This window comes from Heyndrickxia faecalis (assembly GCF_040267745.1).
GTDB lineage: Bacteria > Bacillota > Bacilli > Bacillales > Bacillaceae_C > Weizmannia > Weizmannia faecalis.
Map to the genome: position 1 here is coordinate 1425249 of NZ_CP158453.1, position 26593 is coordinate 1451841.

At 46.7% G+C, this 26593-nt stretch carries 24 protein-coding genes, 1 pseudogene, 1 riboswitch and 1 other annotated feature; of the genes and pseudogenes, 18 read left to right on the forward strand and 7 right to left on the reverse strand.

Annotated features, from left to right (window positions below):
- Positions 1–396 precede the first annotated feature (396 nt).
- Positions 397–1329, reverse strand: a complete 933-nt coding sequence (locus tag ABR335_RS06705) for a ketopantoate reductase family protein (protein WP_035184412.1) — start codon at positions 1327–1329, stop codon at positions 397–399.
- Between the two features lie 48 nt (positions 1330–1377).
- Positions 1378–2061 carry a 7-cyano-7-deazaguanine synthase QueC gene (gene queC, locus ABR335_RS06710; RefSeq protein ID WP_225620899.1) on the reverse strand — a complete coding sequence of 228 codons (684 nt, stop codon included), beginning with the start codon at positions 2059–2061 and terminating at the stop codon, positions 1378–1380.
- A 26-nt stretch (positions 2062–2087) separates the two neighbouring features.
- A riboswitch (PreQ1 riboswitch) is annotated at positions 2088–2132 on the reverse strand.
- A gap of 196 nt (positions 2133–2328) precedes the next feature.
- On the opposite strand from queC, the gene ABR335_RS06715 reads away from it, so the two are divergent.
- From ABR335_RS06715 to ABR335_RS06725, 3 genes are all read left to right on the forward strand, one after another.
- Entirely contained in the window at positions 2329–2526 is a 198-nt protein-coding gene (locus ABR335_RS06715; RefSeq protein ID WP_013859890.1) for a hypothetical protein, read from the forward strand.
- A gap of 125 nt (positions 2527–2651) precedes the next feature.
- A complete protein-coding gene (locus ABR335_RS06720; protein WP_035184415.1) occupies positions 2652–2987 on the forward strand; it encodes a PadR family transcriptional regulator in 336 nt (111 codons plus the stop codon).
- Positions 2980–3675: a DUF1129 family protein gene (locus ABR335_RS06725; protein ID WP_035184418.1), complete on the forward strand. Its 696-nt coding sequence runs from the start codon at positions 2980–2982 to the stop codon at positions 3673–3675. The genes ABR335_RS06720 and ABR335_RS06725 overlap by 8 nt, the downstream gene beginning before the upstream one ends.
- Before the next feature lie 450 nt (positions 3676–4125).
- On the opposite strand, the gene ABR335_RS06730 is transcribed toward ABR335_RS06725, so the two are convergent.
- The gene (locus tag ABR335_RS06730; RefSeq protein WP_014097788.1) at positions 4126–4464 is read right to left on the reverse strand and encodes an antibiotic biosynthesis monooxygenase; all 339 of its coding nucleotides are present in this window, start codon (positions 4462–4464) and stop codon (positions 4126–4128) included.
- 10 nt (positions 4465–4474) lie between these two features.
- Entirely contained in the window at positions 4475–4834 is a 360-nt protein-coding gene (locus ABR335_RS06735; protein WP_014097789.1) for a hypothetical protein, read from the reverse strand.
- A gap of 159 nt (positions 4835–4993) precedes the next feature.
- Here ABR335_RS06735 and ABR335_RS06740 point away from each other — a divergent pair, with 159 nt between their 5' ends.
- The 4 genes and pseudogenes from ABR335_RS06740 (at position 4994) to ABR335_RS06755 (ending at position 10160) form a co-directional block, all read left to right on the forward strand.
- Entirely contained in the window at positions 4994–5866 is an 873-nt protein-coding gene (locus ABR335_RS06740; protein WP_035184423.1) for a cytochrome b/b6 domain-containing protein, read from the forward strand.
- A 696-nt stretch (positions 5867–6562) separates the two neighbouring features.
- Entirely contained in the window at positions 6563–7816 is a 1254-nt protein-coding gene (locus ABR335_RS06745) for an IS110 family transposase (protein WP_350346725.1), read from the forward strand.
- Positions 7817–8379: 563 nt separating this feature from the next.
- Positions 8380–9733, forward strand: a pseudogene (locus tag ABR335_RS06750) (IS4 family transposase).
- Position 9734: 1 nt separating this feature from the next.
- Entirely contained in the window at positions 9735–10160 is a 426-nt protein-coding gene (locus tag ABR335_RS06755; protein WP_035184435.1) for a hypothetical protein, read from the forward strand.
- Positions 10161–10186: 26 nt separating this feature from the next.
- Here the strand turns inward: ABR335_RS06755 and sspI are convergent, their stop codons facing one another.
- Complete coding sequence (gene sspI, locus ABR335_RS06760) at positions 10187–10399, reverse strand: small acid-soluble spore protein SspI (protein WP_014097794.1); 213 nt, start codon at positions 10397–10399, stop codon at positions 10187–10189.
- Positions 10400–10503: 104 nt separating this feature from the next.
- Here sspI and ABR335_RS06765 point away from each other — a divergent pair, with 104 nt between their 5' ends.
- The 4 genes from ABR335_RS06765 to pheT all read left to right on the forward strand — a co-directional run bounded on the left by ABR335_RS06765 (position 10504) and on the right by pheT (position 15369).
- On the forward strand, positions 10504–11259 hold the full coding sequence (locus tag ABR335_RS06765) for a TrmH family RNA methyltransferase (RefSeq protein ID WP_035184438.1): 756 nt from the start codon (positions 10504–10506) through the stop codon (positions 11257–11259).
- A gap of 148 nt (positions 11260–11407) precedes the next feature.
- The gene (locus tag ABR335_RS06770) at positions 11408–11542 is read left to right on the forward strand and encodes a hypothetical protein (protein ID WP_257737693.1); all 135 of its coding nucleotides are present in this window, start codon (positions 11408–11410) and stop codon (positions 11540–11542) included.
- 79 nt (positions 11543–11621) lie between these two features.
- Positions 11622–11855: a binding site (T-box leader), on the forward strand.
- 49 nt (positions 11856–11904) lie between these two features.
- Positions 11905–12942, forward strand: a complete 1038-nt coding sequence (pheS, locus tag ABR335_RS06775) for a phenylalanine--tRNA ligase subunit alpha (RefSeq protein ID WP_035184439.1) — start codon at positions 11905–11907, stop codon at positions 12940–12942.
- A 12-nt stretch (positions 12943–12954) separates the two neighbouring features.
- Positions 12955–15369 carry a phenylalanine--tRNA ligase subunit beta gene (pheT, locus tag ABR335_RS06780; RefSeq protein WP_276210390.1) on the forward strand — a complete coding sequence of 805 codons (2415 nt, stop codon included), beginning with the start codon at positions 12955–12957 and terminating at the stop codon, positions 15367–15369.
- A gap of 51 nt (positions 15370–15420) precedes the next feature.
- Here pheT and ABR335_RS06785 read toward each other — a convergent pair whose 3' ends face one another.
- Positions 15421–16758: an MATE family efflux transporter gene (locus tag ABR335_RS06785; protein ID WP_061086559.1), complete on the reverse strand. Its 1338-nt coding sequence runs from the start codon at positions 16756–16758 to the stop codon at positions 15421–15423.
- A gap of 73 nt (positions 16759–16831) precedes the next feature.
- Here ABR335_RS06785 and ABR335_RS06790 point away from each other — a divergent pair, with 73 nt between their 5' ends.
- Positions 16832–17581 (forward strand): MerR family transcriptional regulator, encoded by a 750-nt coding sequence (locus ABR335_RS06790; protein ID WP_052749676.1) that lies wholly within the window; start codon positions 16832–16834, stop codon positions 17579–17581.
- A gap of 59 nt (positions 17582–17640) precedes the next feature.
- On the opposite strand, the gene rnhC is transcribed toward ABR335_RS06790, so the two are convergent.
- The gene (gene rnhC, locus ABR335_RS06795; protein WP_061086560.1) at positions 17641–18576 is read right to left on the reverse strand and encodes a ribonuclease HIII; all 936 of its coding nucleotides are present in this window, start codon (positions 18574–18576) and stop codon (positions 17641–17643) included.
- Between the two features lie 100 nt (positions 18577–18676).
- Here rnhC and zapA point away from each other — a divergent pair, with 100 nt between their 5' ends.
- From zapA to ABR335_RS06825, 6 genes are all read left to right on the forward strand, one after another.
- Entirely contained in the window at positions 18677–18967 is a 291-nt protein-coding gene (gene zapA, locus ABR335_RS06800) for a cell division protein ZapA (RefSeq protein ID WP_013859878.1), read from the forward strand.
- The gene (locus ABR335_RS06805) at positions 18954–19490 is read left to right on the forward strand and encodes a CvpA family protein (RefSeq protein WP_014097800.1); all 537 of its coding nucleotides are present in this window, start codon (positions 18954–18956) and stop codon (positions 19488–19490) included. The genes zapA and ABR335_RS06805 overlap by 14 nt, the downstream gene beginning before the upstream one ends.
- 278 nt (positions 19491–19768) lie before the next feature.
- Positions 19769–21487 carry a DNA polymerase/3'-5' exonuclease PolX gene (polX, locus tag ABR335_RS06810; protein ID WP_014097801.1) on the forward strand — a complete coding sequence of 573 codons (1719 nt, stop codon included), beginning with the start codon at positions 19769–19771 and terminating at the stop codon, positions 21485–21487.
- A gap of 75 nt (positions 21488–21562) precedes the next feature.
- Positions 21563–23917, forward strand: a complete 2355-nt coding sequence (locus ABR335_RS06815) for an endonuclease MutS2 (protein WP_014097802.1) — start codon at positions 21563–21565, stop codon at positions 23915–23917.
- Positions 23918–24153: 236 nt separating this feature from the next.
- Positions 24154–25851, forward strand: a complete 1698-nt coding sequence (locus ABR335_RS06820) for an AMP-binding protein (RefSeq protein WP_017551107.1) — start codon at positions 24154–24156, stop codon at positions 25849–25851.
- A gap of 142 nt (positions 25852–25993) precedes the next feature.
- Positions 25994–26587 carry a TetR/AcrR family transcriptional regulator gene (locus tag ABR335_RS06825; RefSeq protein WP_014097804.1) on the forward strand — a complete coding sequence of 198 codons (594 nt, stop codon included), beginning with the start codon at positions 25994–25996 and terminating at the stop codon, positions 26585–26587.
- Positions 26588–26593: the final 6 nt, after the last annotated feature.

Consider the following 26593-nt stretch of genomic DNA (forward strand, 5'->3'; position numbering starts at 1 on the left):
CCCATAAATTTACACAATAACCTGGACTTGACTCGTCTATGTTAAGGAAGCGCGGAAAAAAGTCGGTCTTTCTTCACATAGGGCGCGTCTACGTTAAGGAAGCGAAGGAAATTGAGGGTCTTTCTTCACATAGAGTGCGTCTACGTTAAGGAAGCGCGGAAAATTGAGGGTCTTTCTTCACATAGAGCGTGTCTATGTTAAGGAAGAAAGCAAAAACGAGGCTCTTCCTTCACATAGAGGACCTCTAAGTTAAGGAAACGCAGAAAAAAGTGTCCTTTCTTCATATAGGGCGCTTCTATGACTGCCTTCCCTAGCCTCCATCTACAAACAGCAGGCAATTGTATGCCATACCAAAAAGGGAGCTTTCCTGAAAGCTCCCCTTTTTGGTGATCCGTGTCAATGTACTGCGGTATAAGTGCTTTCGATTTCCCGGATGCGCCGGTTCAGTTCCTCGTTAACCGGAACTTGAACGCCGTATTTTTTGCCGAGTTTGATGACGGTTCCGGAAAACAGGCCGACTTCGCTGTACCGTTTTGCCTCCACATCCTGCGCCATTGACGGCTTACCGGCAGGGCTCAGGTTTCCGACCACTTTCAGCCAGTAACGGAGATCTTCTTCCGTAAGCGGAAACCCTTCTTTTTCGGACAATGCCTCAACTTCCCGCATGGCGGCAATCATCATCTCGCGTGCAGGGCCGTCTTTTTGGATTTCGCCGTAATTGCTTTTGTAAACGGCGACGGTCTGGTTGACGCCGACATTGAGCATGAATTTGCCCCAAAGCCTTTTCATCATTTGGGTATCGGCTTCGTATGGCAAATCCGTTTGCTCAAAGAAGCGGGCCACTTTTTTCATTTTGTCCGAAAAAAGGCCCGGCTCTTTTTCGCCGAAGCAAAGCATGCCCATATGCGCATATGTCAGCTGGTTTCCGGTTTTGACGGCATCCATCCCCTGGGCGACACAGTATAACATTTTGTCCATTCCATATGTACGGCCAATGATTTCTTCGCTTGAGATCCCATTTAAGGCAGACAAAATCACCGTATCCGGCCCGACATGTTGTTTGACTGCTTCAACTGCCTCGTCCAGTCCGTTGAATTTGACCGTAAATAGCACCAAATCTGCCGGCTCCACTGTTTCTTCCGGTGTGACATAATGAAAGTGGCATTTTTCGCCGTTACAATAAACGCCTTCCCGCTCATATCGTTCAATGCGCTGTTGGTCAGCGATGATCCGCAAGTTTTTCGCCGGCATTTTTTTCGATAAATGATGCCCGAATAAAATACCGAGCGCGCCTAACCCAATGATCGATACTGTTTTGATTTCAGCCATTCCCCCGCCTCCTTTTTTCATTATTTTACCACAATTCCAACGAAATCGTCATTCAGACTGCCCGTTCCGGATGGCCAGGTATTGCTCCAGCCCTCTTTTGCGCAATTTGCACGCCGGGCATTCCCCGCAGCCGTCAGCGATGATGCCATTATAGCAGGTCAGCGTCTTTTCACGGACAAAATCAAATGCCCCGAGTTCATCCGCGAGCGCCCATGTTTCTGCTTTGTTACGCCACATGAGCGGGGTATGAATGACAAACTGCTGGTCCATTGAAAGGTTCAAGGTGACGTTTAAAGATTTGATGAAAATATCGCGACAGTCCGGGTAACCGCTGAAGTCCGTTTCGCACACACCGGTTACGATATGCCTTGCGCCGATTTGGCTGGCAAGCACCCCGGCAAAAGAAAGAAACAGCAAATTCCGCCCGGGCACAAACGTATTCGGAAGCTCCCCGTCTGCCCCTGCTTTCACGGTAATGCTTTCCCTCGTCAGCGCGTTCGGGGCGAGTTGGTTCAACAGCTGCATATCCAGAATATGCTGCTTTACCCCGAGCTCTTCCGCTATATTCTTTGCACATTCTATTTCAAGACGGTGGCGCTGCCCGTAATCGAACGTAACGGCTTCCACTTCCTGAAACTTTTTCTTTGCCCAGAAAAGGCAGGTGGTGCTGTCCTGGCCGCCGCTGAAAACAACGACTGCTTTTTCTTTTTTCATTGATAATCGTCCTTTCACACAAAACAGCACCGAAAAGGGATGCTGTTTTCTTAGTTTTTTAGAGAGGGTTTTCTAAAAACCTCTTCCATAAATGAAGGATTCTTCCCAATTGATTATACCATGGAACAGGCGCCATCTTTTAAAGCATCCGTTCTTTTTCGGAGTACGGCATTTTTCACATAAATGCCATAAACAACCGACTTTGCTATGATCTAGATCACAGTCATCGGCCGGACCGTTTTTTAAGATAATCATAGTGATTATCTTTATTTGGGAGGGACGGCTATGAAACGCTATGTGCAATTATTTTTCATGTTTGCGGTGACGGTACTCATTGTAATGGGCATCCAGAAAGGGCTGAGCACACTGAATGTGTTGAACCTTGAAAACTTTTGGGCCAATTATGTCGTATTTTTGATTTTAGCCTATATGATTCTGTCCTTTTTCCTTCATTATTTTTCCAAGCGAAAAAAGCAATCATAAAATTTTTCCAGCGGTTAGCCTGCCGCTGGATTTTTTTATTGTTTTTTGCTATTTTGCATTGCAAAGTAGTTCATTTTTTGATAAACTAACTTGCATAACAAAGTAGTTGAAATGGGGGTGGAGGGATGTCCATTCGAAGCCAGTTACTGAAAGGCATTTTAGACGGCTGTGTGCTGGCTGTGATTGAAAAAGAACCGGTTTATGGCTACATTCTTTCAAAAAAACTTCAGCAATTAGGCCTCCAGGAAATTAGCGAGGGGACGCTCTATCCGGTTCTGTTACGCCTGCAAAAGAACGGCTGGATCCATGGAGAGATGCAGCCATCCGATTCCGGGCCGAGCCGCAAATATTATGAATTGACGGAAAAAGGAAAATCCGCGCTAGATGAGATTACAACAGAGTGGCAGCAAATCGCAGCCCCTGTAAATCTTTTATTGAAAGGAAGAAGTGAGGATGCTTAGTGTAAAACAGTTGATTGAGGAAAACAACCGTAAACGGCAGGAACTGGCACCTGAGAACAAAAAATTTTACAACGATATGCTTGACTACCTTCGCCTGCAAACCGTTTTGTCCGAGCAGCAAACAGAAGAAGTGCTGATGGAACTGCTTGACCATCTGCTCGAAGGCCAGAAAGAAAACAAGACAGCTGCGCAAATGTTCGGCGGTGACCCGAAAGCATTTGCCGACGAAATCATCAGGCAGCTGCCGAAAGAAAACAAACGCAATATGGTTTCTTTTACAATCAGGATAATGATCTTGCTTTTGGGGATTGATTTGGTCATTAATGGCATTACTGCTTTTGTTGTTGAACGGTTCTTTTCCAGACCTTTGCCGCCGTTTTATCCTGTATCCGCGGCCCTGAACTTTTTCATTGCCGGGCTATACGTGATCTTTGCCATTTGGTATATCTTTCGTATCTTGAAAAAAAGTTTGTTTAAGGAAGAGACAAAAAAGGTGCAAATCCTAACTTTTTTGAAAATAGATGCCGTAATCTTTGTTTTTCTGGGCGGCGTTATTTTGCTGGATAAATTCATGCCGAAAATCGGCCCGTCCTTTTCTTATCCGTGGTGGTTGCCGCTCGTTTTAGGTGTGGTGAGTTTAGGGGTTTACTATAGCTGGGAGAAAGCAGCAAAGTCCCGGGGGATATAGTTCTAGCGTGCAATAAATCTGTTGTTCAAAAGCCCGTGTGCGGTTTCGCCACGGGTTTTGCATGCGCCAACTATGTTGCACGCAATTGTGCGTAAAGGTATTGCAAAAAAACAGCGGGGACTGTGAAATATCTTCTTTCAGGGAGATGAAAGACAAAATGGTCGGCCAGGATTCTTGAACTGTCTTTCAGCGGGTGGATGAAAGACAGTTCGAGAGGCTGCGATCTTCTAAATGTTCTTCACCGGGTGGATGAAAGACAAAATGCTGGTGCGGCAACTAGCAAAATGTCCTTCATCAGATTAATGAAGGACAAAATGCGGGTCGGCCTATCTATTTGGCGTTCAGTCTCATTTTTTCTCCGTTCGGCTACTTGGGGCTCTGATTAGAATTGGTTCGCCAGCTTTTTATTAAAAGGGCTTACAGCCGGCCTTCCCTTTTCGCTCGAGTTTTTCACTCGGAAATTTCTGCTTTTCCTGCTGCTTTTTTCACCGCTTTCACTTCATACATGCCGAGTTCCATATTGAGCATATAGTCCGGTTTTGACTTGCCGCGGTTTGCCCTATGTCCTGCGATATGGACATCGCTCTTTTCCCACTGTTTCCAGTGCGTTTCTGATTCCCATGTGATCATGACAATCACTTCTTCTTCGCCGCGCCCTTGTTTTTTCTGCATGATTTTTATATCAACAAAGCCTTCCTGTTGTTCGATGATTCCCGGTTTACTGAATCGTTCGATAACCTGATCTGCATGTCCTTTTGCTACCGTCATTCTTCGTAATTGTACAAACATAAAACCTTGTTCACCCCTCTTTTTCTTCTTTGTCCGGTTTTTCTTCGTTATCTGATTTTTCTTCCGCGCCGGCTGCTTTCTCTCTGATTTCCTCTTCGCGGATTTCAAACAGCTCTGTAAATTCGTTGATGACCATTTCGATTGCCTTTAACTCGCCGACAATCACCGGGTTAATGGATTGCAGTTCCGGTGTTGCAAGCTGCTCTTTCAATGTGTTCCGCTTGATGTTCAGCCTGTTTAGAAACTCGATTGCCCTTCCACGGCGGAATGTTTTCGCACCGTGATGATGGTGTTTTCTTCTGCCATGTTCCTCTTCACCCGGATGGCAAGGCCCTTCAAATTTTCCTCCCGGTCCAATTGATGATCTCATATATGTGCTCCTTTCTGTATACAGTTGTATACACAAGTAATTGTATACGGTTATATACGTTTTGTCAAAGATTGTTTTGCAAAAAATTATGTTTTTAAGTTGAATTTAAGAATATGGCACTATATTTTTGATATCAAATGTGCCGGGGTGGAGCTGAAGATGAAAAAAAATTATGCTAAATTTGCCATCGATTTGTTCATGGCGATCATGTTTGTTTTGTTCTTTAACAAAAATGTTTTAGGCGGACTTGCGTACCATGAAATTGCAGGGCTTGTGTTCGGCGTCGTGTTTTTGACGCATGTCTGCCTGAATTTAAACTGGGTAAAAAATGTTACGCTGAAAATGTTTGACAAAAGGTTACCGTGGAAAGCGCGCGGGAGTTACGCGCTCAATCTGTTGCTGCTGATTTCCATGTGTTTCATTATTATCAGCGGCATCATTATTTCACGCGTTGTTTTTCCGAACATCAACCTTGGAAATGAAGGCTGGTTCAAAACAACACATATTTCCGTTTCTTTCCTTGTGCTGATTCTTGTTGGCGTGCATGTCGGGCTGCATTGGCATTGGGTGGTCAATGTATTTAAAAGGATGGTCCATTTCAAGGCGAAAAACAAATGGGCAGGTTATGTTGCAAAAGTCGCCGCTACCCTGATTCTTGTGTTCAGCTCCTGCGAAATCATACAAACAGGGTTCCTGAACCGCATGGCAAGCGCCGCCTCTATTTTTGGCGGAAGCACGGGCAACAGTGAAATGGAAGGGCATCACGATTTTAATGGCAAAAGCGGCCAAAAATCGGATTTTACAAACGGGCAAAGGCTGGATTTCACGAACGGGCAGAAACCGGCTTTTGCAAATGGAAAGAAGCCAGATTTTGCAGACGGTGACCGCAGGGGAGGAGGGGATCATGACGGTGGCAGCGCGAATGTCTTGACTGTCCTTCTCACATATACAGGCATCATGTCCGCATTTGTTGTGCTCACTTATTATTTGAGAAAACTCACGGTAAGGAAGAAAAGAAGAAAAACGGCTTAACACGGAAACACCGCCGGTTTGCGCGCCGGCGGTGGAAATGTTTTACTGTGAAAGGGGAGCGGATAGTGGAAAAAGGTGATCTCATCCGCAAAATGGCAAAGATGGAACTTGAGGAAAGCCAAACAAGGCAGGCAGCCCTAGATTAGTATCCATTCCCGTTCCTGACTTGGACCGCTATATGAAAGCGCGGAAGCTTCACGGAAATTTGCAGACGAGTGGAATGAAAAACTCCATGCATTCGACCGAAAAGCCCTCCAACTCGTTGAAGAAAGCCGCCGCGATGTGACAGGGCGATGAAGAAGCTCATGGAAGCCGGGGACAGGAGTTTAACGGGTAGTTCTTCGCACAGGAATACCAATGCTGAATTTAGCAGGAATCATCAGGGGTGAGAGGGTAAAACCTTATTGTTTATAGTGCTGGCAAATGCTTGTAAAGGTTATAAGAGATCATCTGTTAACTCAAGGTTCCTAAACGATGCTATTATTTCCTCTATGTTTAACAAAAAGTTCTCTCACTCAAGTTTTATAATTCTTATAAAGGGAACTGATTTATAAGGAGCATTCCTGTTAGAAGGACTTTCGGGGACTTGAACAAAAAGAGCCCTCCTGGTATGATGCGGGGTGTCATCTCACAACGAATGACCCCTAATTTGTAACCAAGGAGGACTCCATAATGGATTTTAAACAAAATTAGAAAATTAATCAAGTCACCGAACAAACACTTGTAGTGGGAATTGATATTGCCAAGCGTACACACTACGCTTGCATTGTAGATGACCGTGGGCGAGTGCTCCAAAAATCATTTTCTGTGCCCCAAGCAGGAAATGGATTTGAACTGTTCTATCAGCGCGTTTTAGCCGCAATGAAAGAACACGAGAAATCGGAAGTCATTGTGGGAATTGAACCCACAGGGCATTACTGGCTCAATTTGGCCTACTTTCTTGAGGAAAGGGGTATTCCCTTGGTCATGGTAAACCCTATGCATGTAAAGCGATCAAAGGAGTTGGACGACAATTTGCCAACCAAGCATGACCGCAAAGATGCATTGGTTATTGCCCGTTTAGTTAAGGATGGACGTTTCAGTTACCCACGTATCTTAAAAGGCATGGAAGCCGAACTTCGCGTTGGGTCGACGTTCAGAAGTAAATTGACAGAGGAATTAGGGGCTGTCAAAAACATGATTATTCGTTGGTTAGATCGCTATTTCCCAGAGTTTGTACAGGTGTTTCCGTCTTTTGGGAAGATGGCTTTAGCTGCACTTGAATGCACACCATTTCCAAGTGATCTTTACCAGAAACAGCCCGATGAAGTTCTATCCCTTTTTCGTAAGGTTGAGGGGCTAAAATCCCCTCAAAGACCAAAAACAGTCCGTCTTATTGAAGTCGCGGCTGGCTCTATCGGAGTAACAGAAGGACTTGAGATGGCCCGTATTGAAATTGCCACACTTGTCCGCCGTTACCATCAGCTAGAACAAGATATCGAAAGTATTACAGGGCAGTTAATTGAACTTGTAAAAATATCTGCAGAGTACGAATGGCTATCAACGGTACCAGGGCTTGGAGATACAACGATTGTCGACTTATTAGCTGAAATCGGAAGCTTTTCACATTATCAAGATCCACGCCAATTAATTAAACTCGCGGGATTAACGTTACGTGAAAACTCCTCCGGTCTGCACAAAGGGCAAAAACGCATCTCCAAAAGAGGCAGAAGAAAACTGCGTGCCCTCCTTTTCCGGGTAATGATGCCGATGATTCGCCATAATGAAGCCTTTAGAAAGCTACATGAATACTACACAAACCGTCAGGTTAATCCGTTACGCAAGAAACAATCCATTGTGGTTCTATGCGGTAAGCTATTAAAAGTGTTACACGGAATTAGCACGAAGCACAAACCGTTCGACGCACAGCGAATGATGAGGGATATTCCTGGTCTCGCAGAGGCTGAATAAGGCCTCACATCCTTAGTAAGAGCTAGACAACAGGATGACACGGAGAAGCTGGCACTATTTTTTCCATTCGACCTCGAGTCCCTAAAGGAGCTTCGCTAGCCTCTGCCTTATGACTAGACCGAACGAAGGAATGTAGGCACACAGATGCCCAGAGACATGGGAGGGTACGTCATCATAAGTTACGCAGAGATCCATTGTGCATCGTATAATTTCCTATCACTACTTCCCATTATTATCCAGTAGTGACCGCGTAGCGTACCCGTATGTTGGAATAGTTTCACATAATATAAAAATTTTGTTAGGAAGCGTGCCAAAAAATATTTTTTTGACACCCCACTAACGGCTTAAACCGTTGATACATCAACATTTATAGAGGGAGGAATTTTTCATGTTGAAACTCAACTTTCGCACCAATAAAATAAGTGCTAATCGTTGGCTGTATTGAACTTTAAGTCTATCCATTATGTTGTTTGACAAAATGAATATAAAATGAAAAACACCTCGTTCCTTGGTATAGTGAGATTGACAAAAAATCACTACCACATAGAAGAGGTGTCCTCTACATGATAGACCAAAATTGCCAATACAATCAACTACCAAAAGAACTTGATTCTGTTTTTTCTGAGCTTGAAATGAAGAAGCACTTACGCCATGCTGGCATAAAAAAATCCTTTGGTTTTAGTTGTTCTTATTTGTTTCAACTTGTTTTCTGCTTGATTTTCCAACACAAGAATTGGTTTTCTCTTCTTGAGTCAAAGAAAGCAGATCAATTCCCAGCCAAGGATGCCGTGTATCGTTTCTTAAACCAATCGACGTTCAACTGGCGGCAGTTTTTACTTCTTTTGAGCACATTTACTATTCGCAAAGTAGAACGCCTTACTGACAAAAGTCGTCCTAAAGTCTTCATTGTTGATGACTCATCGTTTTATCGAAATCGTAGTCAAAAAGTAGAACTGCTGGCTCGTTGCTTTGACCACGCTTCTCTTAAAATGCGTTTTTATAAAGGATTTCGCATGTTAACTTTAGGCTGGTCGGACGGCTACACCTTCATGCCCATTGACTTCTCTTTACTCAGTTCCAAGAAGGCTCAGATTAATGGAATCTCTGAACAAATTGATAAACGTACCTGTGGGTATAAACGCCGTAAAAATGCTTTACAGTCAGAACCCGAACAGATCCCTAGTATGCTCAAACGAGCGCTTGCCAGTGGAATAAATGCAAGCTATGTTCTAATGGATTCTTGGTTTACTTTGCCTCCACTTGTCAAAGCCATTGTGGAACAAGGTTTAGACGTGATTGGCATGGTCAAGGAAACAAAACAACGTTGACGGAAAGCTGGTTTCGTTAAAGCAGCTCTATCGCCTGGCTCAACCCCTACAGTCGAAGAAGGGTATCCTTCGCTCTATCCGTACCGTTATGGCGAATGGAACTCCTGTAAAAGTTATATTCGTTCAAAACAGAAACAAGAAAAGTGAATGGCTTGCCCTCCTCAGTACGGACTGCACCCTTTCCGAACAGGAAATTGTTCGAATCTATGGGATGCGTTGGGATATTGAAGTGTTCTTTAAGACGACAAAATCGCTTTTAAAACTTGAAAAAGAGCTCCAAAGTCGCTCGTATGATGGGTTAATCAGCCATACCACTATTGTATTTGCACGTTTTATCGTGCTATCGTGGCAAAACCGCTGCAACACCGATCAAAGAACAATAGGCAGGCTGTTTTATGAACTTTGCGACGAAGTAAATGAACTTGATTGGGCTGTTGCATTGCAGCAGTTAATCGAGCTTCTTCAAGACGCACTAAAACAGACCAATAAAAGATTTAAAAAGTTAATTCAAAGTCAACTGGAACAGTGGATCTCTGGCCTACCTAGTTATATCAAAGCTTATTTGCCAATTTCACTCTGCGAAAGTTGAGTTGAAAGAAAAGGATTTTGTTGCTTTTTTAACAGAGGCTGGCAGATATGATAAAACAGCGGAGAAGTGTACGGTTTGCGGGATCATTTTGCCATCGTTTTCGGATTATTTGCTGAGAGGGCCGGCGGGAGCACTGGGGACAAAGTATAATGTGTTCAGCTATAGTGAACAAGGGCTGACCGTCATTCCAATCAATAATATTACGGGCAATATGTTACCGGACGAATCGGCATTTATTCCGGGAGAAAAGATCACAAGCATGAAAACTGTTTCGAAGCTGACTTACCACAGATTGTATGTTGGGACTTCGGATGGTACGGCTGTTTTCCGATTAAACAAAGTGCTGATTGGTTACGGGTGGCATAAAAGAAATTTGCCGTCATTCATTGCAACTGTAAACGGATTGGAAGAGCCGGTGCACATATAGAAGGAGCGGCTCTTTCCGCTCCCTTGTTACGCCTGGCTCAGCCCCTGCTCGAGCGTTTCCAGCATCATTTTTTGTTCCTGTGTATCCGCATGGTTCCAAATGACTTCAAAGAGGACGCCGAGCCCCGGGAGCATTTTTTCTTCGCCCCTTTGAATGGCATCGACAATCGTATCTTTTAACTGATCCTGCGTGTCCTCTTTTACATTGTGAATGACTGCTTTTCGCAAGTCCAAATCCATTTCGGTTCAGCTCCTTTGATCGCTTTCACTGCTAGCATTTCACATGGCCACAATTTTTATGTATACTATTCCAAGGAAAACTTAACGAAAAGGGAGCAAACACGTTGAAATACATACAATCCTTGCAAAATCCGCAAGTAAAGCATTGGAAAAAACTCGCCGCGAAAAAAGAACGCGAAAAAACATTTACTTATTTGCTGGAAGGGTTCCATCTCGTCGAAGAAGCGCTGAAAGAAGAAGTAGTGACAGAAATTATTGTTGAAGAAGGTGTGGACCTGCCAAACCGCTGGAATACGGAAGGGGTGCCGGTAACCACTGTCACGCATGAAATCAGCAAAACGCTTGCTGATACAGAAACGACGCAAGGCATTTTTGCTGTGTGCCGGATGAAAAAACAGCCGTCCAAAATCATCGGCAGGCGTTATCTTTTAATTGATGCCGTGCAGGATCCCGGCAATACAGGAACGATGATCCGGACGGCGGACGCAGCCGGGTTTGATGCCGTTATTTTCGGCAAGGGCACGGCGGATCCGTACAGCCCGAAAGTGTTGCGTGCGGCACAAGGAAGCCATCTCCACGTCGGGCTTTTAAAAGGCGATTTAAACATGTGGATTGAAAAACTGAACGAAGCGGCAGTGCCGGTTTACGGAACAGCGCTTGAAAACGGCGTAACGTTTCGCGAAGTAAATCCAGGTGATGCCTTTGCGATCCTTGTTGGCAATGAAGGAAGCGGCGTACACCCTGACTTGCTTGCGCAAACGGAACAAAATTTGTCCATCCCGATTTTCGGCAAAAGCGAGTCGCTAAATGTTGCGGTGGCAGCCGGCATTTTAATGTATGACTTTGCGATGCGGTCGTAATTTCGGCGGAAAAAGTGAATGTATCCATGTTTGAGGCAAAAAAGCAGACCTATAAAATGCATGAGGTGAAGCAGCGGCAGAAAGATGAAAAACAGCTGGGACAATTTTTCAGTATGGGTGCCAATAAGGAACGGGGGAGGGCGTTTTTGTGAGAGCGGGTGCACTGCTTGACCAGGATAAAAAGGTGACCCTCAGCACGTTCATTTATTGCGAAAAACGGGAAATATTCAGCGTGAAAACGGCCGCGCCTGTGACTAAAATGGGAAGGCACTTTATCCTCTAAGATAAACATCTAGAGAGAGGTCACTTTCCGTTTGAAATTGCGGGCATTTCCCGCTATAATAAAACATAATTGAAAAATGATAAAAACCATGACAGGGAAAAGTAGCTTGATCTTCGCCATGCAGGGAGAAAATGCCGTAGACTGGAAGCATTTTTATGGGGAAATGAAGCGAAGTTCACCCCTCGAGTTGCCGCTTGGACCATTGCCTGCAATGTAAAGGCGGGACGGTTAAAAGCCGTTATTGAAATGAAGCGAACATAATTTAATTATGTTAATTAGGGTGGTACCGCGAACCATTTGCCTCGTCCCTTTTCCAGGGCGGGGCTTTTTTAACGCCCAAAACTTAAAGGAGGTACAAGAAAATGGAAGAAACGTTGAAAGCACTGCAAACCGAAGCGCTTGCCAAAATTGAAGCGGCTACTGATTTAAAAACGCTGAACGAGATTCGTGTCGCCTATCTCGGCAAAAAAGGCCCGATTACGGAAGTTTTGCGCGGCATGGGAAAGCTGTCAGCGGAAGAACGGCCGAAAATGGGTGCGCTCGCCAATGAAGTGCGTGCCGCCATTCAAACAGGTATCGAAAAAAAGCAGGCGGCATTGGAAGCGGAAGCCGTCGAGCGACAATTGGCATCTGAAAAAATTGATGTCACGCTGCCGGGCCGCCCGGTAAAAGCAGGCAGCCACCATCCGCTTACAAAAGTCATTGAGGAAATTGAAGACTTGTTTATCGGGATGGGCTATACGATTGCCGAGGGGCCGGAAGTGGAAACCGATTACTACAATTTTGAAGCGCTGAACCTGCCGAAAGGGCATCCGGCACGCGATATGCAGGATACCTTTTACATAACCGATGAAATTTTGCTCAGGACCCATACTTCACCAAACCAAGCGCGGACAATGGAAAAACATCACGGCAAAGGGCCAGTCAAAATCATCTGCCCAGGGAAAGTATACCGCCGCGACAATGATGATGCGACCCATTCCCACCAGTTTATGCAGATTGAAGGGCTCGTTGTTGACGAAAACATTACGATGGCCGATTTAAAAGGGACGTTGGAAGTGTTTGCAAAAAAATTATTCGGCGAAGACCGTGAAATCCGGCTGCGCCCGAGCTTTTTCCCGTTCACCGAACCGAGTGTTGAAATGGATATTTCATGTAAAATGTGCGGTGGGCACGGTTGCCATGTTTGCAAAGGCACGGGCTGGATTGAAATTTTGGGCGCCGGCATGGTCCACCCGCGCGTATTACGGATGTCCGGCTTTGATCCGGAAAAATATACCGGTTTTGCATTTGGCATGGGGCCGGAGCGGATTGCGATGCTGAAATACGGCGTTGATGACATCCGCCACTTTTACACAAATGACATTCGTTTTTTACGGCAGTTTTCCGTACAAGAATAAGGAGGGTCAAACATGTTTGTTTCATATAAATGGCTGCAGGAATATGTAGATTTGGACGGCATTTCGCCGGAAGAACTGGCTGAAAAAATTACGCGGACCGGGATTGAAGTCGAAAGCGTGGCATTTAAGGGGGAAGGCATTAAAAATGTCGTTGTCGGGCATGTTTTGGAAAAAGAAAAGCATCCGAACGCCGATAAATTAAACAAATGCCTGGTTGATATCGGGGAAGGTGAGCCTGTCCAAATTATTTGCGGCGCGCCAAACGTCGATAAAGGGCAGAAAGTTGCCGTTGCCAAACCGGGCGCCTGGCTGCCGGGGCATGTAAAAATCAAACGCTCGAAACTGCGCGGCGAGGAGTCGAACGGGATGATCTGCTCACTGCAGGAACTCGGTGTTGAAAGCAAGCTCGTCCAAAAAGAGTATGCAAACGGCATTTATGTGTTCCCGGATGATGTGGAAGTGGGGAAGGATGTGCTGCCACTTTTAGGATTGGATGATACGATTATTGAACTGGGGCTTACTCCGAACCGGGCGGACTGCATGAGCATGCTTGGCGTTGCCTACGAAGTAGCAGCGATCCTTGGAAAAGACGTGAAATTGCCGGAAACAAAAGTGCAGGAAGCATCCGATAAAGCTGCTGATGCCATTTCGGTCCGTGTCGAGGCAAAAGAAGCAGCGCCGCTTTACACATTAAAAGTCATCCGCAACGTGAAAATCGGCCCGTCCCCGCTCTGGATGCAGGCGCGGCTCATGGCAGAAGGAATCCGCCCGCACAACAATGTGGTCGACATTACGAACTATATTTTGCTCGAATACGGCCAGCCACTCCATGCGTTTGACTATGACAAGCTCGGTTCCAAAGAAATTGTCGTCCGCATGGCGCGTGAAGGGGAAAAAATGGTCACGCTCGATGACCAGGAGCGCACGTTAAAAGATGTCCATCTTGTCATTACGAACGGCACTGAACCTGTCGCAATGGCCGGTGTCATGGGCGGCGCCAATTCGGAAGTATCCGAAACGACGACAAACGTACTTTTGGAATCCGCCTATTTTGACGCCGGAACAATTCGGACGGCTTCAAAAGACCACGGCCTGCGCAGCGAGGCAAGCAGCCGTTATGAAAGAGGGATTGATCCGAACCGCGTTGTGCCCGCAGCAGAACGGGCCGCAATGCTGATTGCCAAATATGCGGGTGGAGAAGTGCTTGCCGGAATGGTTGCCGAAAATCATTTGCATATTGAGCCGGCTGTTGTCACCATTACGCTGGAAAAAATCAACCGTGTGCTCGGAACGCAAATTTCAGCGGAAGAAGTGCTCCGTATTTTTAAACGTCTCCAGTTTGAAGCATCATGGGAAGACGGCCGTTTTACAGTGATTGTGCCAACCCGCCGCGGCGATATTACGATTGAGGAAGATCTGATTGAAGAAGTGGCGCGCCTGTACGGTTATGACCTGCTGCCAAAAACATTGCCGGCGGGCAGGGGAACGCGGGGCGGCTTGAACGCCATCCAGCAAAAACGCCGCGCCACGAAACGTTTTCTTGAAGGAACGGGGCTGTACCAGGCAACCACGTATTCTTTAACAAGCGAAGAAAAAGCACACCAGTACGCGCTTGAAAAACGCGAACCGGTCCGCGTCGCCATGCCGATGAGCGAAGAACGCAGTGTGCTGCGCTTAAGCCTTTTGCCGCATCTTTTGGAATCTGTCGCGTATAATGTCGCGCGTAAAAACGAGTCGGTTGCATTGTATGAAGTCGGCAATGTCTTTTTGAAAAAGGCGGACGGGGCACAGCCGGAAGAGCAGGAACACCTCGCCGGCGCCATCACCGGGCTTTGGGTTGCCAACTTGTGGCAAGGAGAAAAGAAAGCAGTTGATTTCTTTGTGGCAAAAGGGATTTTGGAAGGCCTGTTTGAAAAACTCGGGGTCTCAGGCGCTGTTTCCTACCGCGCGGCCGCATTTAACGGGCTGCATCCGGGAAGGACAGCCGAAATTTTGCTGGACGGGGAAGCGATTGGTTTTGTCGGCCAGGTGCATCCGAACGTGCAAAAAGAACTCGATATCAAAGAAACATACGTGTTCGAACTGAAACTGGAGCCGGTGTACGATTACCCGGCCGAACCGGTCCAATACCGGCCGATCCCGCGCTTCCCGGCCATCACCCGTGATATTGCGCTTGTTGTCGACCGCGATGTGGAAGCAGCCCGGCTGCAGGCAATCATCCGGGAGGCCGGCGGAACCCTTTTGAAATCCGTTTCGATTTTTGATTTATATGAAGGCGGGCATATGGAACCCGGCAAAAAATCAATTGCCTTCTCGCTTACTTACTTCGATCCGGAACGTACATTAACGGATGAAGAAGTCGTCGCCCGGCATGAAAAAGTGCTGGATGCGGTAAAAGAAAAAGCAGGCGCGGTGTTGAGAGGATAAGGGAATGCAAAAAGGGGGAATCGCGGGATTCCTCCTTTTTCCATTTAACCGTCATTGTTTTTTTATACGGAAAATCAATTGATGATCATGAATGAAGCAGGATGAAAGCAAAAATGCAATGCAAGTGCTGATTGCCGACGCCGCCCAAAAACTGTTTAACCCGAGGACAGGCAGAAAGAGGGCAGTGAGTGCGGTTTTGAAAAAAAGATCCGAAAAATTGGAGAGCAAAAACAGCTTCATTTTCGCGTACCCTCTTAGAATGCTTTCATTCACGTTTTTTAGCGCGGAAAATAAAATCATGATGCAGCTGTATTTTAGATAGGAGGTGCCAAAGCCGGCAGCATCAGGATATTTTTTTGCATCCAAAAAGATGGATAAGATTTGCTTATCAAACACGAAATCCGCGAGTGTCAGAAAAAGAACGTAAACCGTGGCAAACCGGATGCAAAACCGGTATCCTTCCAAAATCCTGCCAAACTGTTTCGCGCCGCTGTTGGCCGCTGTAAAAATGGTCAGTGTCTGGCAAAAACCGATCATGATGAGCATAAAAAAAGTGAGGATTTTATTCACCGCAATATACCCGCTGATGATTTCGCTGCCATAGGGATTAACGAATATTTGCAATAATAGTGCAGATAAAGTGACCGCCCCCTGCTGCAGCATGAGCGGATAAGAAACGGACAATAGTTCCGAAAGCTGTGCCTTTGGAAAAACAAACTTTCCTTTTTCCAAGGGAAATGTTTTGATGCGCTTCAACATGGCCCATACCGTGGCCGCCATCCCGGCCATTTGCGAAAGGACAGCGGCAAAAGCAGCGCCGGCAACCCCGGAATGAAATCCGCAAATGAACAAAACGGTAAAGCCAATATTCAGGCAGGATGCAAAAAGAACGAGAAAAAGTGGCGTTTTCGCATCTCCCATCGAAATCAGCACAGCCCGCAAAATATCAAATATAAAAATAAAAACGAGCCCAAAACAATAAATCGCCATGTAACTTCCGGTAAACGCCCAAAGTGATGCAGGCAGGTGGATCAGCCTGAATAACCACTGCTGCAGGAGAACCGGAAGGAAGCCCATCACAATGCCGGCTAAACCGGCAAACAGGATGATGCATTTTATCGTTGATACAATTGTTTGGTACTTTTGTTCCCCCATATATTTTGCGATGACGATTTCGCAGCCCATTTCAAGCCCGCCGGAAATCACGAGGAAGACGCCGATAATGCTTCCTGCATTCCCTACAGCTGCAAGTTCCTGTGCGCCTAAATATTTTCCGACGACGATTGTGTTGATGATCAAATAAAGCTGCTGTGACAATAAATTTAAAATATTGGGAATGGAAAAGAGGAGAAATCCCTTTTTTACGGGAAACGCTGTAAAGTTTAACATCTTGCATACTCCTGTCTGTTTGATTATAGTTTTAACATAAAGTATCCCGTAACTGGATAGTCAAGGTGGTTGTATGATAAAAAAATTTAAAACAGGAGAATTTGCCCGGCTGTGCAGAGTGAATAAGAAAACTTTATATTATTACGATGAAACCGGCTTATTAAAACCGGCAGTCCAGGATGGGAATGGTTACCGGTATTATACGGAAGAACAAATCGATCAGCTGAGCAAAATCAAAGCCTTGCAGTCTGTCGGTCTGTCATTGGCTGAAATAAAAAAGCAGTTCCATCAGGAAGATGTAGCGGAAAGCATCCGGACGCTCGCTAACCAGAAAAATGCGATCACAAACAAAATTCATGATTTGGAACAGTTAGCGCAAACATTGGGCCGGAAGCTGGCTGAACTTGAACGTTTTCAAAAGATGGGGAGCCTGAAGGTCTTTATCGAAACCTGTTTGGAAGAATACTTGATTATTCGTGAACAGTCCGGGCCGTTTGTTGTCAATTACATGCTGGAAGGATACCATGCAGGTGTCATCATCAGCGGGATGAAACAACCTGCATCGGAAAAGAAAACGTGGAAATACCGGAAGACGGATGACCGGAAAGATGCCAACTTTTTGAAAAAAGCAGGAAAGTTTGCCGGGCTTTATTTTCTTGCGGAAGATCAAAAAATCAATGAGGCTGCAGAAAAAGCTTACGGCTTGATCTGCAAAGAAACGGAAACGGCGGGCAACGAGATTTACCTTGAAGATGTTGCCAATGATTTTCTTTCGTTTCCGGACGGGAAAATATTATTTAAAATAAGTGCCATGGCAAAGTGAGTTTTGGCTTTTTTCCCAAAAAAGGAGCCAGTTTTGGCCGGCTCCGGCCGGAACGGGCTTTAGCTGATTCCCGCAATCCTTTTCGCTTTTTCCGTATTGGCGAAATGCAGTTTGACAAAATGCGGCAGCGCGGCCATGCCTTTTTCCTTGATGAGCCGCGCGGCAGCCTGGTCCACCTGTGCGCCGGCGCCCTTTGGCAAAACAAAGCCGGCTTTTTTGCTTAATTTTTCTAACTCCCGGACAAAAGCATAGCGTGCGAGAATGGAAGCGGCTGCAACCGCAAGATGGACGCTTTCCCCTTTTGTGCTGAAATAGACGCCGTCGCGCATGACGATTTTTTCGTTTTGCAAATACCGGTAATACGTGGATGCTTCCGCGAACTGATCAATTAAAATTGCATCCGGTTTTGCCGGCGCAATTTTTTGGGCGGTATTGTACAAAGCCCGGTTATGGAGCAATGCTTTCATTTTTCCTTGCGACATGCCCGATTGTTGGAGCCGGTTGTATTTTTCGTTCGGCAAAATGAGCAGGCTGTACGGAATAAAGGTGAGAAGCTCTTTCGCTATTCCGGCAATCTGACTGTCTGTTAATCCTTTTGAATCTTTTACGCCCAGTTCTTTTAAAAGCGGGAGCTGTTTCTTTTCAACGTAACAGCTGACGACCGTCATCGGCCCGAAAAAGTCGCCTGTTCCGACTTCATCCGATCCAATGACGGAAAGCTCTCCGATATCAGGAGGCAGCGGGTTGCCGGAAGATTTTGCGCTCCGGGCGGCATCCGGCTTCTTTTCCAGCGGCTGTCCCCATTTTGACGCTTCCGTTTCTGCGGCCGGCCCTTGAAATAAAACTTTTCCGGACTTATAGCCGGTAATGGAGCAGCCTGGTATTTTTGCGGCAAAAACGGCGCCGGACGGAACTTTTCCTGACAGGCTGTTTTGATAAGATTGTTTCATTTTTTGCATGGTTGAAGCTGAAACGAGAATGACAGTATTTGACATTTTGATTCCTCCGGCAGTTTCAGGATCTCCTTGAATTTGTTCGACATTGTTAGACAAAGGCTTTTCCGTCATGCTATGATAGAGAATAGGATTCTTACAAATGGGGAGGCAGGCAACATTGGAAAAAACCCGAATTACTGTTGGCATATACGGACAGCAATATACCATAATCGGAACGGATCCGGCAAGCCATATTCGCCTGGTTGCCTCGATGGTTGATGAAAGAATGCGGGAAATCAGCGCGAAGAATCCTTCATTAGATACTGGCAAAGTGGCTGTGCTGACAGCCGTAAATGCTGTCCATGATTATATAAAACTGAAAGAGCAGTATGAGCTGCTTGAACAGCACTATTTACAATTGTTGAAAAAGGATGAAGATGAAAATGGTTAATTTGATCATCATCATTTTGCTTGTGCTTGGATTCCTGAACGGGAAGCGGAAAGGATTTATATTGCAGGCTGTCCACCTCACAGGGTTTGTAATTGCCTCCGCAGTTGCGTACATATTGTATGATGACCTGGCGGAAAAATTGAAGCTAATGATTCCGTATCCTTCTTTTAACAGCGACAGCTCATTTGCCCTTCTGATGCACGAGGGCAATATGGAAACGGCATTTTACCGGATCATTGCGTTTGCCATTCTTTTCTTTGCCGTCAGGATACTTCTAAATATTGTCGGGTCATCCCTTACCTTTTTGGCCCAGCTCCCGGTCCTCAAACAAGTCAATGGATGGGCGGGCGGCATCCTCGGGTTTGCCGAGCTGTACTTGATCATTTTTATCGTTTTATATATTGGATCCTTGCTGCCGGTGGATGAGATCCAATCCGCGCTCAAGGCATCCGCAGTCGCAGAAGGCATGATTAAAAATACACCTTATATTTCAGCTCTTGTGGCGTCATGGTGGGTGAAATAGAAACCCGGGCGGCACGTTTACCATTTGCAAACGGGTTGAAAATGGGTTTTTCAAAACAGCACTTCTCGCGACGGGGGAGTGTTTCTTTATGGAGGGGATCGCCCGTGTACATGCTGGTTTTTTCCGGACGGGGCTTGAATGCCGGGCACGGATTCAAATACTTCCCATGCTGCTGGAAAAAATGTGCGGCCATTGGAAGGGCGCTTTCCCAATCATCGTAGCGGGAAAACGGTAAAAACCCGATCCTTCACTTAATAAGTTAAAAAGGGGGCAGGCGAATGCGGACAAATAAACGCAGTGTCATCCGGCTGCTGGAACAAATTGCGGTTTACTTGGAATTGAAAGGCGAAAACCATTTTAAAATCGCGGCTTACCGCAGGGCTGCATCTGCCTTGGAAGCGGATGGGCGTGACTTGTCAGAAATCAGCCGTTTTACGGATATTCCTCATATTGGAAAAACAACCGCTTCCGTCATCGAAGAGTTCGTGGAAACTGGGCGGTCCACCCTGCTTGAACAACTAAAAGACGAAGTTCCAAAAGGGCTGGTTCCGCTCATGCAGATACAGGGTCTTGGTGCCAGGAAAATATCAAGGCTTTACAGGGAACTTGGCATTACAGATGCGGATTCTTTAAGGAAAGCTTGTGAAGAAGGAAAAGTTGAAACGTTAAAAGGGTTTGGAAAAACGACGCAGTCCAATCTTTTGCACGCGCTTGACCAGCTTTCGGGGAAACCGGCTTATACCATCGGCCGGCTGCTGCCGGTACTTTTGCTGATCGAAGAAACGCTGTCCGGAAACAGGAAAATAGAAACCTATTCGCGTGCCGGCAGTATCCGGCGGTTTGAAGAAAGAATAGAAGAACTCGATTATGTCATCTCTACATTCGATCCAAAATCGGTTGCGGAGGACATTCTTCAAATGAACGAAGTCGTGGAAGCTGTTTCTATCCGGAGTATAAAAATAACGGCTAAATTAAAAGGGGAACCTGGCTTACGGATCAATTTCCGGATCGCGTTGCCTGACCTGTATGCGATGACGCTTTTTCTTTCAACAGGGCCGGAACCGCATCTGGAAAAAATGCAGCAGATTGCCGGTCTTCATGGCGAGCGGCTGACGCAATCCGGCGTCAAAATTCTGAAGACAGGCGAATTGCTCCGTTTTCCGAGTGAAGCTTCGTTTTATCATCATTACGGCCTGCCTTACATCCCTCCGGAAATCCGCGCTGACGGCAGCGAGGTGGAAACCTATAAGGGGACGCCTTTTGTCCAGATCGATGATGTAAAGGGCGACCTGCACATGCACACCGTCTGGTCGGACGGGAAAGATTCGCTTGAAGACATGGTCAATGCATGCAGAAGAAGAGGGTACGAATATATCGCAATCACGGACCACTCTAAATATTTAAAAGTCGCCGGCGGGCTTTCACGTGAACGTTTGATCAGGCAAATGAATGAAATCCGCCGGTTAAATGAAAAATATCCGGATATCTTGATTTTGTCCGGTATTGAGATGGACATTTTGCCGGACGGGACTTTGGATTTTGATGATGATGTGCTGTCAGGCCTTGATTTCGTCATTGCTTCCATCCATTCGGGGTTCGGGAATAGCCGCGCGCAGATCATGAAACGGCTGCGCAACGCTTTATTCAACCCGCATGTGGACATGATTGCCCATCCGACCGGAAGATTAATCGAAAAAAGGCAGGGGTACGATGTCGATTTTGATTTGCTTTTCCAATGGGCAAAGGAAACCGGCACGATCCTTGAATTAAGCGGCGACCCCGCCAGATTGGACCTTTCAGCGGCCCGTGCAAGAGAAGCGCAGGCAGCCGGTGTGAAAATCGCGATTAACACCGATGCACACGCAACTGCGGAACTGGGCAATATCGCTTTCGGTGTCGGCACCGCGAGAAAAGGCTGGATTGAAAGGAAAAATGTGGTCAATACGTATACGAAAGAACAACTCCTTGAGTTTTTAAAACAGAAACATCAGCACTGATCCATTCCCTTTCTGCAATGAATAGAGGGCAGTTTTCCGGAACGCTGGAATCCGGAATGCATGGAGGACGAATAGATGCAACATAAAATCATCAAAACACTCGAGTTTGATAAAATTAAAAATCTGCTGCTTGAGCACGCTTCTTCTCCGCTTGGGGCCGAAAAAATTGAAGCCCTTTTTCCCTCCTCTTCCTATGAAGAAGTGGTCCGGATGCAGGAGGAGACGGATGAAGCGGCGCAAGTGCTGCGTTTAAAAGGGCATGTGCCGCTTTTCGGCATTTATGACATCCGCCGTCATCTGAAAAGAGCGGCGATCGGCGGCAGGCTGAACCCGCAGGAACTGGTGCAGATTGCCAGCACCATCCATGTCAGCCGAACGATGAAACGGTTTATTGAAGGAATCACGGAAGAAGAAACAGAACTGCCGATCTTAACAAGCATGGTGGACAGGATTGCGGTCCTTACGCCGCTCGAACATGAAATCCGGAATGCGGTGGATGAAAACGGGGAAATTCTGGACTCGGCAAGCGAAACGCTGCGCCAAATCCGGCACGGGCTGCGCGGTACGGAACGGCGCATTCGTGAAAAACTGGAAGGCTATATCCGCGGCAAAAATGCGGCGAAAATGCTGTCGGATGCGATTATTACGATCCGGAATGACCGCTATTGTATCCCGGTAAAACAGGAATACCGGGCAAATTACGGGGGAATCGTCCATGACCAGTCTTCTTCCGGACAGACTTTGTTCATTGAGCCGCAATCGGTGGTGGACTTGAATAACCAGCTGCGTGAATGGCATTTAAAAGAGCAGCAGGAGGTTGAAAGGATTTTAAGCGAATTGTCCGCCGCAGTGGCAGCAGCCGGCGGGGAGCTTGAAACCATCGTTGAAATTCTCGCTGATTTTGACTTTATGTTTGCCAAAGCTTTATACGGCCGGTCCATTAAAGGTTCGAAACCGGTGATCAACAATCATGGCGCCATCCGTATGTTCAAAGCGCGTCATCCGTTGCTTCCAGCCGATAAAGTGGTGCCAAATGATATTACGATCGGGCAGGAATATACGACCATTGTGATAACCGGGCCGAATACAGGCGGAAAAACGATTACGCTGAAAACAATCGGGCTGTGCACGCTCATGGCGCAGGCCGGGCTGCAAATTCCCGCTTTGGACGGTTCGGAAATGGCTGTTTTTAAAGAAGTATTTGCCGATATCGGTGATGAACAGTCGATTGAGCAAAGCCTTAGCACCTTCTCCTCCCATATGACAAATATCGTTGAAATCCTGAAACGGGTCGACGATCAGTCGCTCGTCCTGTTTGATGAGCTCGGCGCCGGTACCGACCCGCAGGAAGGGGCTGCCCTTGCGATTTCAATTTTGGACGAAGTGTACAAAAGGGAGGCCCGCGTTGTCGCCACCACCCACTACCCGGAACTGAAGGCATACGCTTATAACCGTGAAGGGGTCGTCAATGCAAGCGTCGAGTTTGATGTGGAAACATTAAGCCCAACATACCGGCTTTTAATCGGCGTTCCCGGCCGGAGTAATGCGTTTGAAATCTCAAGGCGCCTCGGGCTCTCCCCGTCCATTATTGAACACGCCCAATCACTAATCGGCGCGGACACAAACGAGGTCGAAAATATGATTGCCGCGCTCGAATCGGCTAGGCGCGAGGCGGAAAAAGAACGGCAGGAAGCGCAGGAACTGTTGAAGGATGCCGAGGAACTGCACCGTGATTTGCAAAAACAAATGGCGGCGTTTTATGCCCGCCGCGATGAGCTGTACGGAAAAGCGGAGAAAAAAGCGGCAAAAGTGGTGGAAGAGGCAAAGGAAAAAGCGGAAGAGATCATCCGCGACTTGCGGAAAATGCAGCTTGAATCCAAAGCCAATGTGAAAGAACATGAACTGATTGATGCAAGAAAACAGCTGGAGGAACTGGCGCCGAAACTGGACCGCAAACCGGCGGCAAAAGCAAAAAAACAGCATATCTACCAGCCGGGCGACGAAGTCAAAGTGCTCAGCTTCAACCAGAAAGGCACGCTACTTGAACAAACGGCAGGCGGCGAGTGGCTCGTGCAAATGGGTATTTTGAAAATGAAAGTAAAAGAATCCGACATGGAATATATCCGGCCGCCGCAACAAAAACAGCCGGAGAAGCACCTGGCAACGGTCAGGGGGCGCGATTCCCATGTCAGCCTGGAACTCGATTTGCGCGGGGAGCGTTATGAAGATGCGCTCTTAAAAGTTGAAAAATATATTGACGATGCGCTTTTAGCCGGGTATCCGCGCGTTTCGATCATCCACGGGAAAGGAACAGGTGCGCTCCGGAACGGGGTGCAGGAATTTTTAAAACATCACCGCGCCGTAAAACGAATCCGTCTCGGGGAACCAGGCGAAGGTGGCAGCGGCGTTACGATTGTAGAATTCAAGTAATTTTCAAGGGCAAGGGGGAGGGCCTTTTGTTTCTCGAAAAGCTGGCAAAAATTTTGTTTGTTTGCTGTGCCGTTTTTGCATTGCTTGGCGTCATTTATTTGATTGTTGCAGATTAGCCCGTGACAAGGAGAAGGAGCGCATCCTTCTCCTGTTTCGGCTGCAAATAATTGTCAACGCTTTCAATTTTCGTTATAATAAAATAAGTCAATAAAAGATGCAAAATGGAGTTGATGCAAATGACAGACAGGCCATGGCTGTCCCAGTATCCGCCGGAAATACCCGTTTCCCTTACGTATCCGCGAAAACCGGTTTGTGCATTTTTAACCGAAGCAGCTGAACAGTATCCTGACAAAAAAGCGCTCCATTTTATGGGGAAAGAAATGACATACCGTGAAGTGTATGAAGCGGCGCTCAAATTTGCCGGGTATTTAAAAAAACTCGGAGTGGAAAAAGGCGATAGGGTTGCCGTGCTGCTCCCGAATTCCCCGCAGGCCGTCATCGGTTTTTACGGCATCCTTTACACGGGCGGGATAGCCGTCATGACGAATCCGCTATATACGGAAAGGGAACTGGAATATCAGCTGAAAGACTCCGGCGCGAAGGCCATCCTGACAGTTGATTTCCTGTACCCGACAGTGGCAAAAGTATTTGAGAAAACCGATCTCGAACATATTATTGTAACCGCCATCAGCGAGTATTTGCCTTTTCCCAAAAACGTCATCTACCCGTTTCTGCAGAAAAAGCAAACGGGCGTTACTGTCCGGGTCCAGCACGGTGGGCACCATCACTTGCTAAAGAACATCATGAAGGAAGAAGTTCCGGAACCGCTTGACACGCCATTCGATATCGAAGAGGACCTTGCGATTCTCCAGTACACCGGCGGCACAACCGGCGTGCCGAAAGGGGTCATGCTGACACATCTCAATTTGATTGCAAACGCGACAATGTGCGATGCCTGGATGTACAGGGCCAAAAAAGGGGAAGAAGTAGTGCTCGGCATGCTTCCGTTTTTCCACGTGTACGGCATGACGACCGTGCTGATTCTTTCTGTCATGCAGGGCTTTAAAATGATTTTAATTCCGCGCTTTGATGCGGAGTCACTGCTGAAGACGATTGAAAAACAGCGGCCAACTTTGTTTCCGGGTGCGCCAACCATTTATATCGGGCTTTTAAACCACCCGAAAATCAAGGAATATGATTTGTCATCGATTGAAGCATGCATCAGCGGTTCTGCACCGCTGCCGGTAGAAGTCCAGCAGAAATTTGAAGGGGTGACCGGCGGCAAGCTTGTGGAAGGGTATGGTCTCAGTGAATCTTCTCCTGTCACCCATGCCAATTTTGTATGGGGAAATCGCGTCAAAGGCAGTATCGGCGTGCCATGGCCAGATACGGACTGCGAAATCCGCTCGCTCGAAGACGGCAGGCCGTTACCGCCCGGTGAAGTCGGCGAGCTGGCGGTAAAAGGGCCGCAAGTGATGAAAGGCTACTGGAACCGCCCGGAAGAAACGCAGGAAGTGCTGAAAGACGGGTGGCTATTTACGGGGGATTTGGCTTATATGGACGAGGAAGGTTATTTTTATATTGTCGACCGGAAAAAAGACATCATTATAGCAGGCGGCTATAATATTTATCCGCGTGAAGTCGAAGAAGTGCTGTATGAGCACCCTGCCGTCCAGGAAGCCGTAGTTGCCGGCGTACCGCACCCGTACCGCGGGGAAACCGTCAAAGCCTATATTGTGCTGAAAGACAATATGACAGTAACGGAAGAAGAACTGGACCGGTTTGCACGCCAATATCTGGCGGCATATAAAGTCCCGCGCATTTACGAATTCCGGGATGAACTGCCGAAAACGGCCGTTGGGAAAATTTTGCGGCGCTCATTGGTTGCAGAAGAAAAAGAAAAGATGGAAAATGGAGGAGAGAAGATCGGGTAAGGAAATTTTTTTATAAACAGGACTTGACAAATGCTGCATTCCTGTATAATATGAAAATATGAATGAATGGTCATTCATTTTCTGGCCGCCATTAAACCGGCCGGCCAAATTGACAGATCATGAGATTGAAAGGTGATAGCCCGTGAGGAAAAACAGGCCAAAGTACAAACAAATTATTGATGCAGCAGTGGTGGTTATCGCACAACACGGCTATCATCAGGCACAGGTTTCAAAAATTGCAAAACAGGCGGGCGTAGCGGACGGCACGATTTATTTGTATTTTAAAAACAAAGAAGACATCCTGATTTCTTTGTTTGAAGAAAAGATGCAGCTGTTTATCGAAAAGGTTTCCGAATATATTGCAGGGGACCTTTCCCCTTCCGAAAAGTTGCTCAAGATGATCGAAAACCACTTCAAAGTCCTTGCCGCCGATCACCATTTGGCGGTCGTGACCCAGCTGGAACTGCGGCAGACCAATTTAGATCTGCGGCTTAAAATCAACAGCGTGCTGAAAGAATATTTGACGCTCGTTGACCAAATCATCCGCGAAGGCATGGAAAAAGGTGAATTCGATTCCGGGCTTGACGTCCGGCTCGTCCGGCAGATGATTTTCGGGACAGTCGATGAAACGGTAACGACATGGGTGATGAATAAAGAAAAATACGACCTCGTTTCACTGGCTGCTCCCGTCCATCAATTGATCATTAACGGCTGCGGCAAAAAAACGGCGGTTTAATGCCGC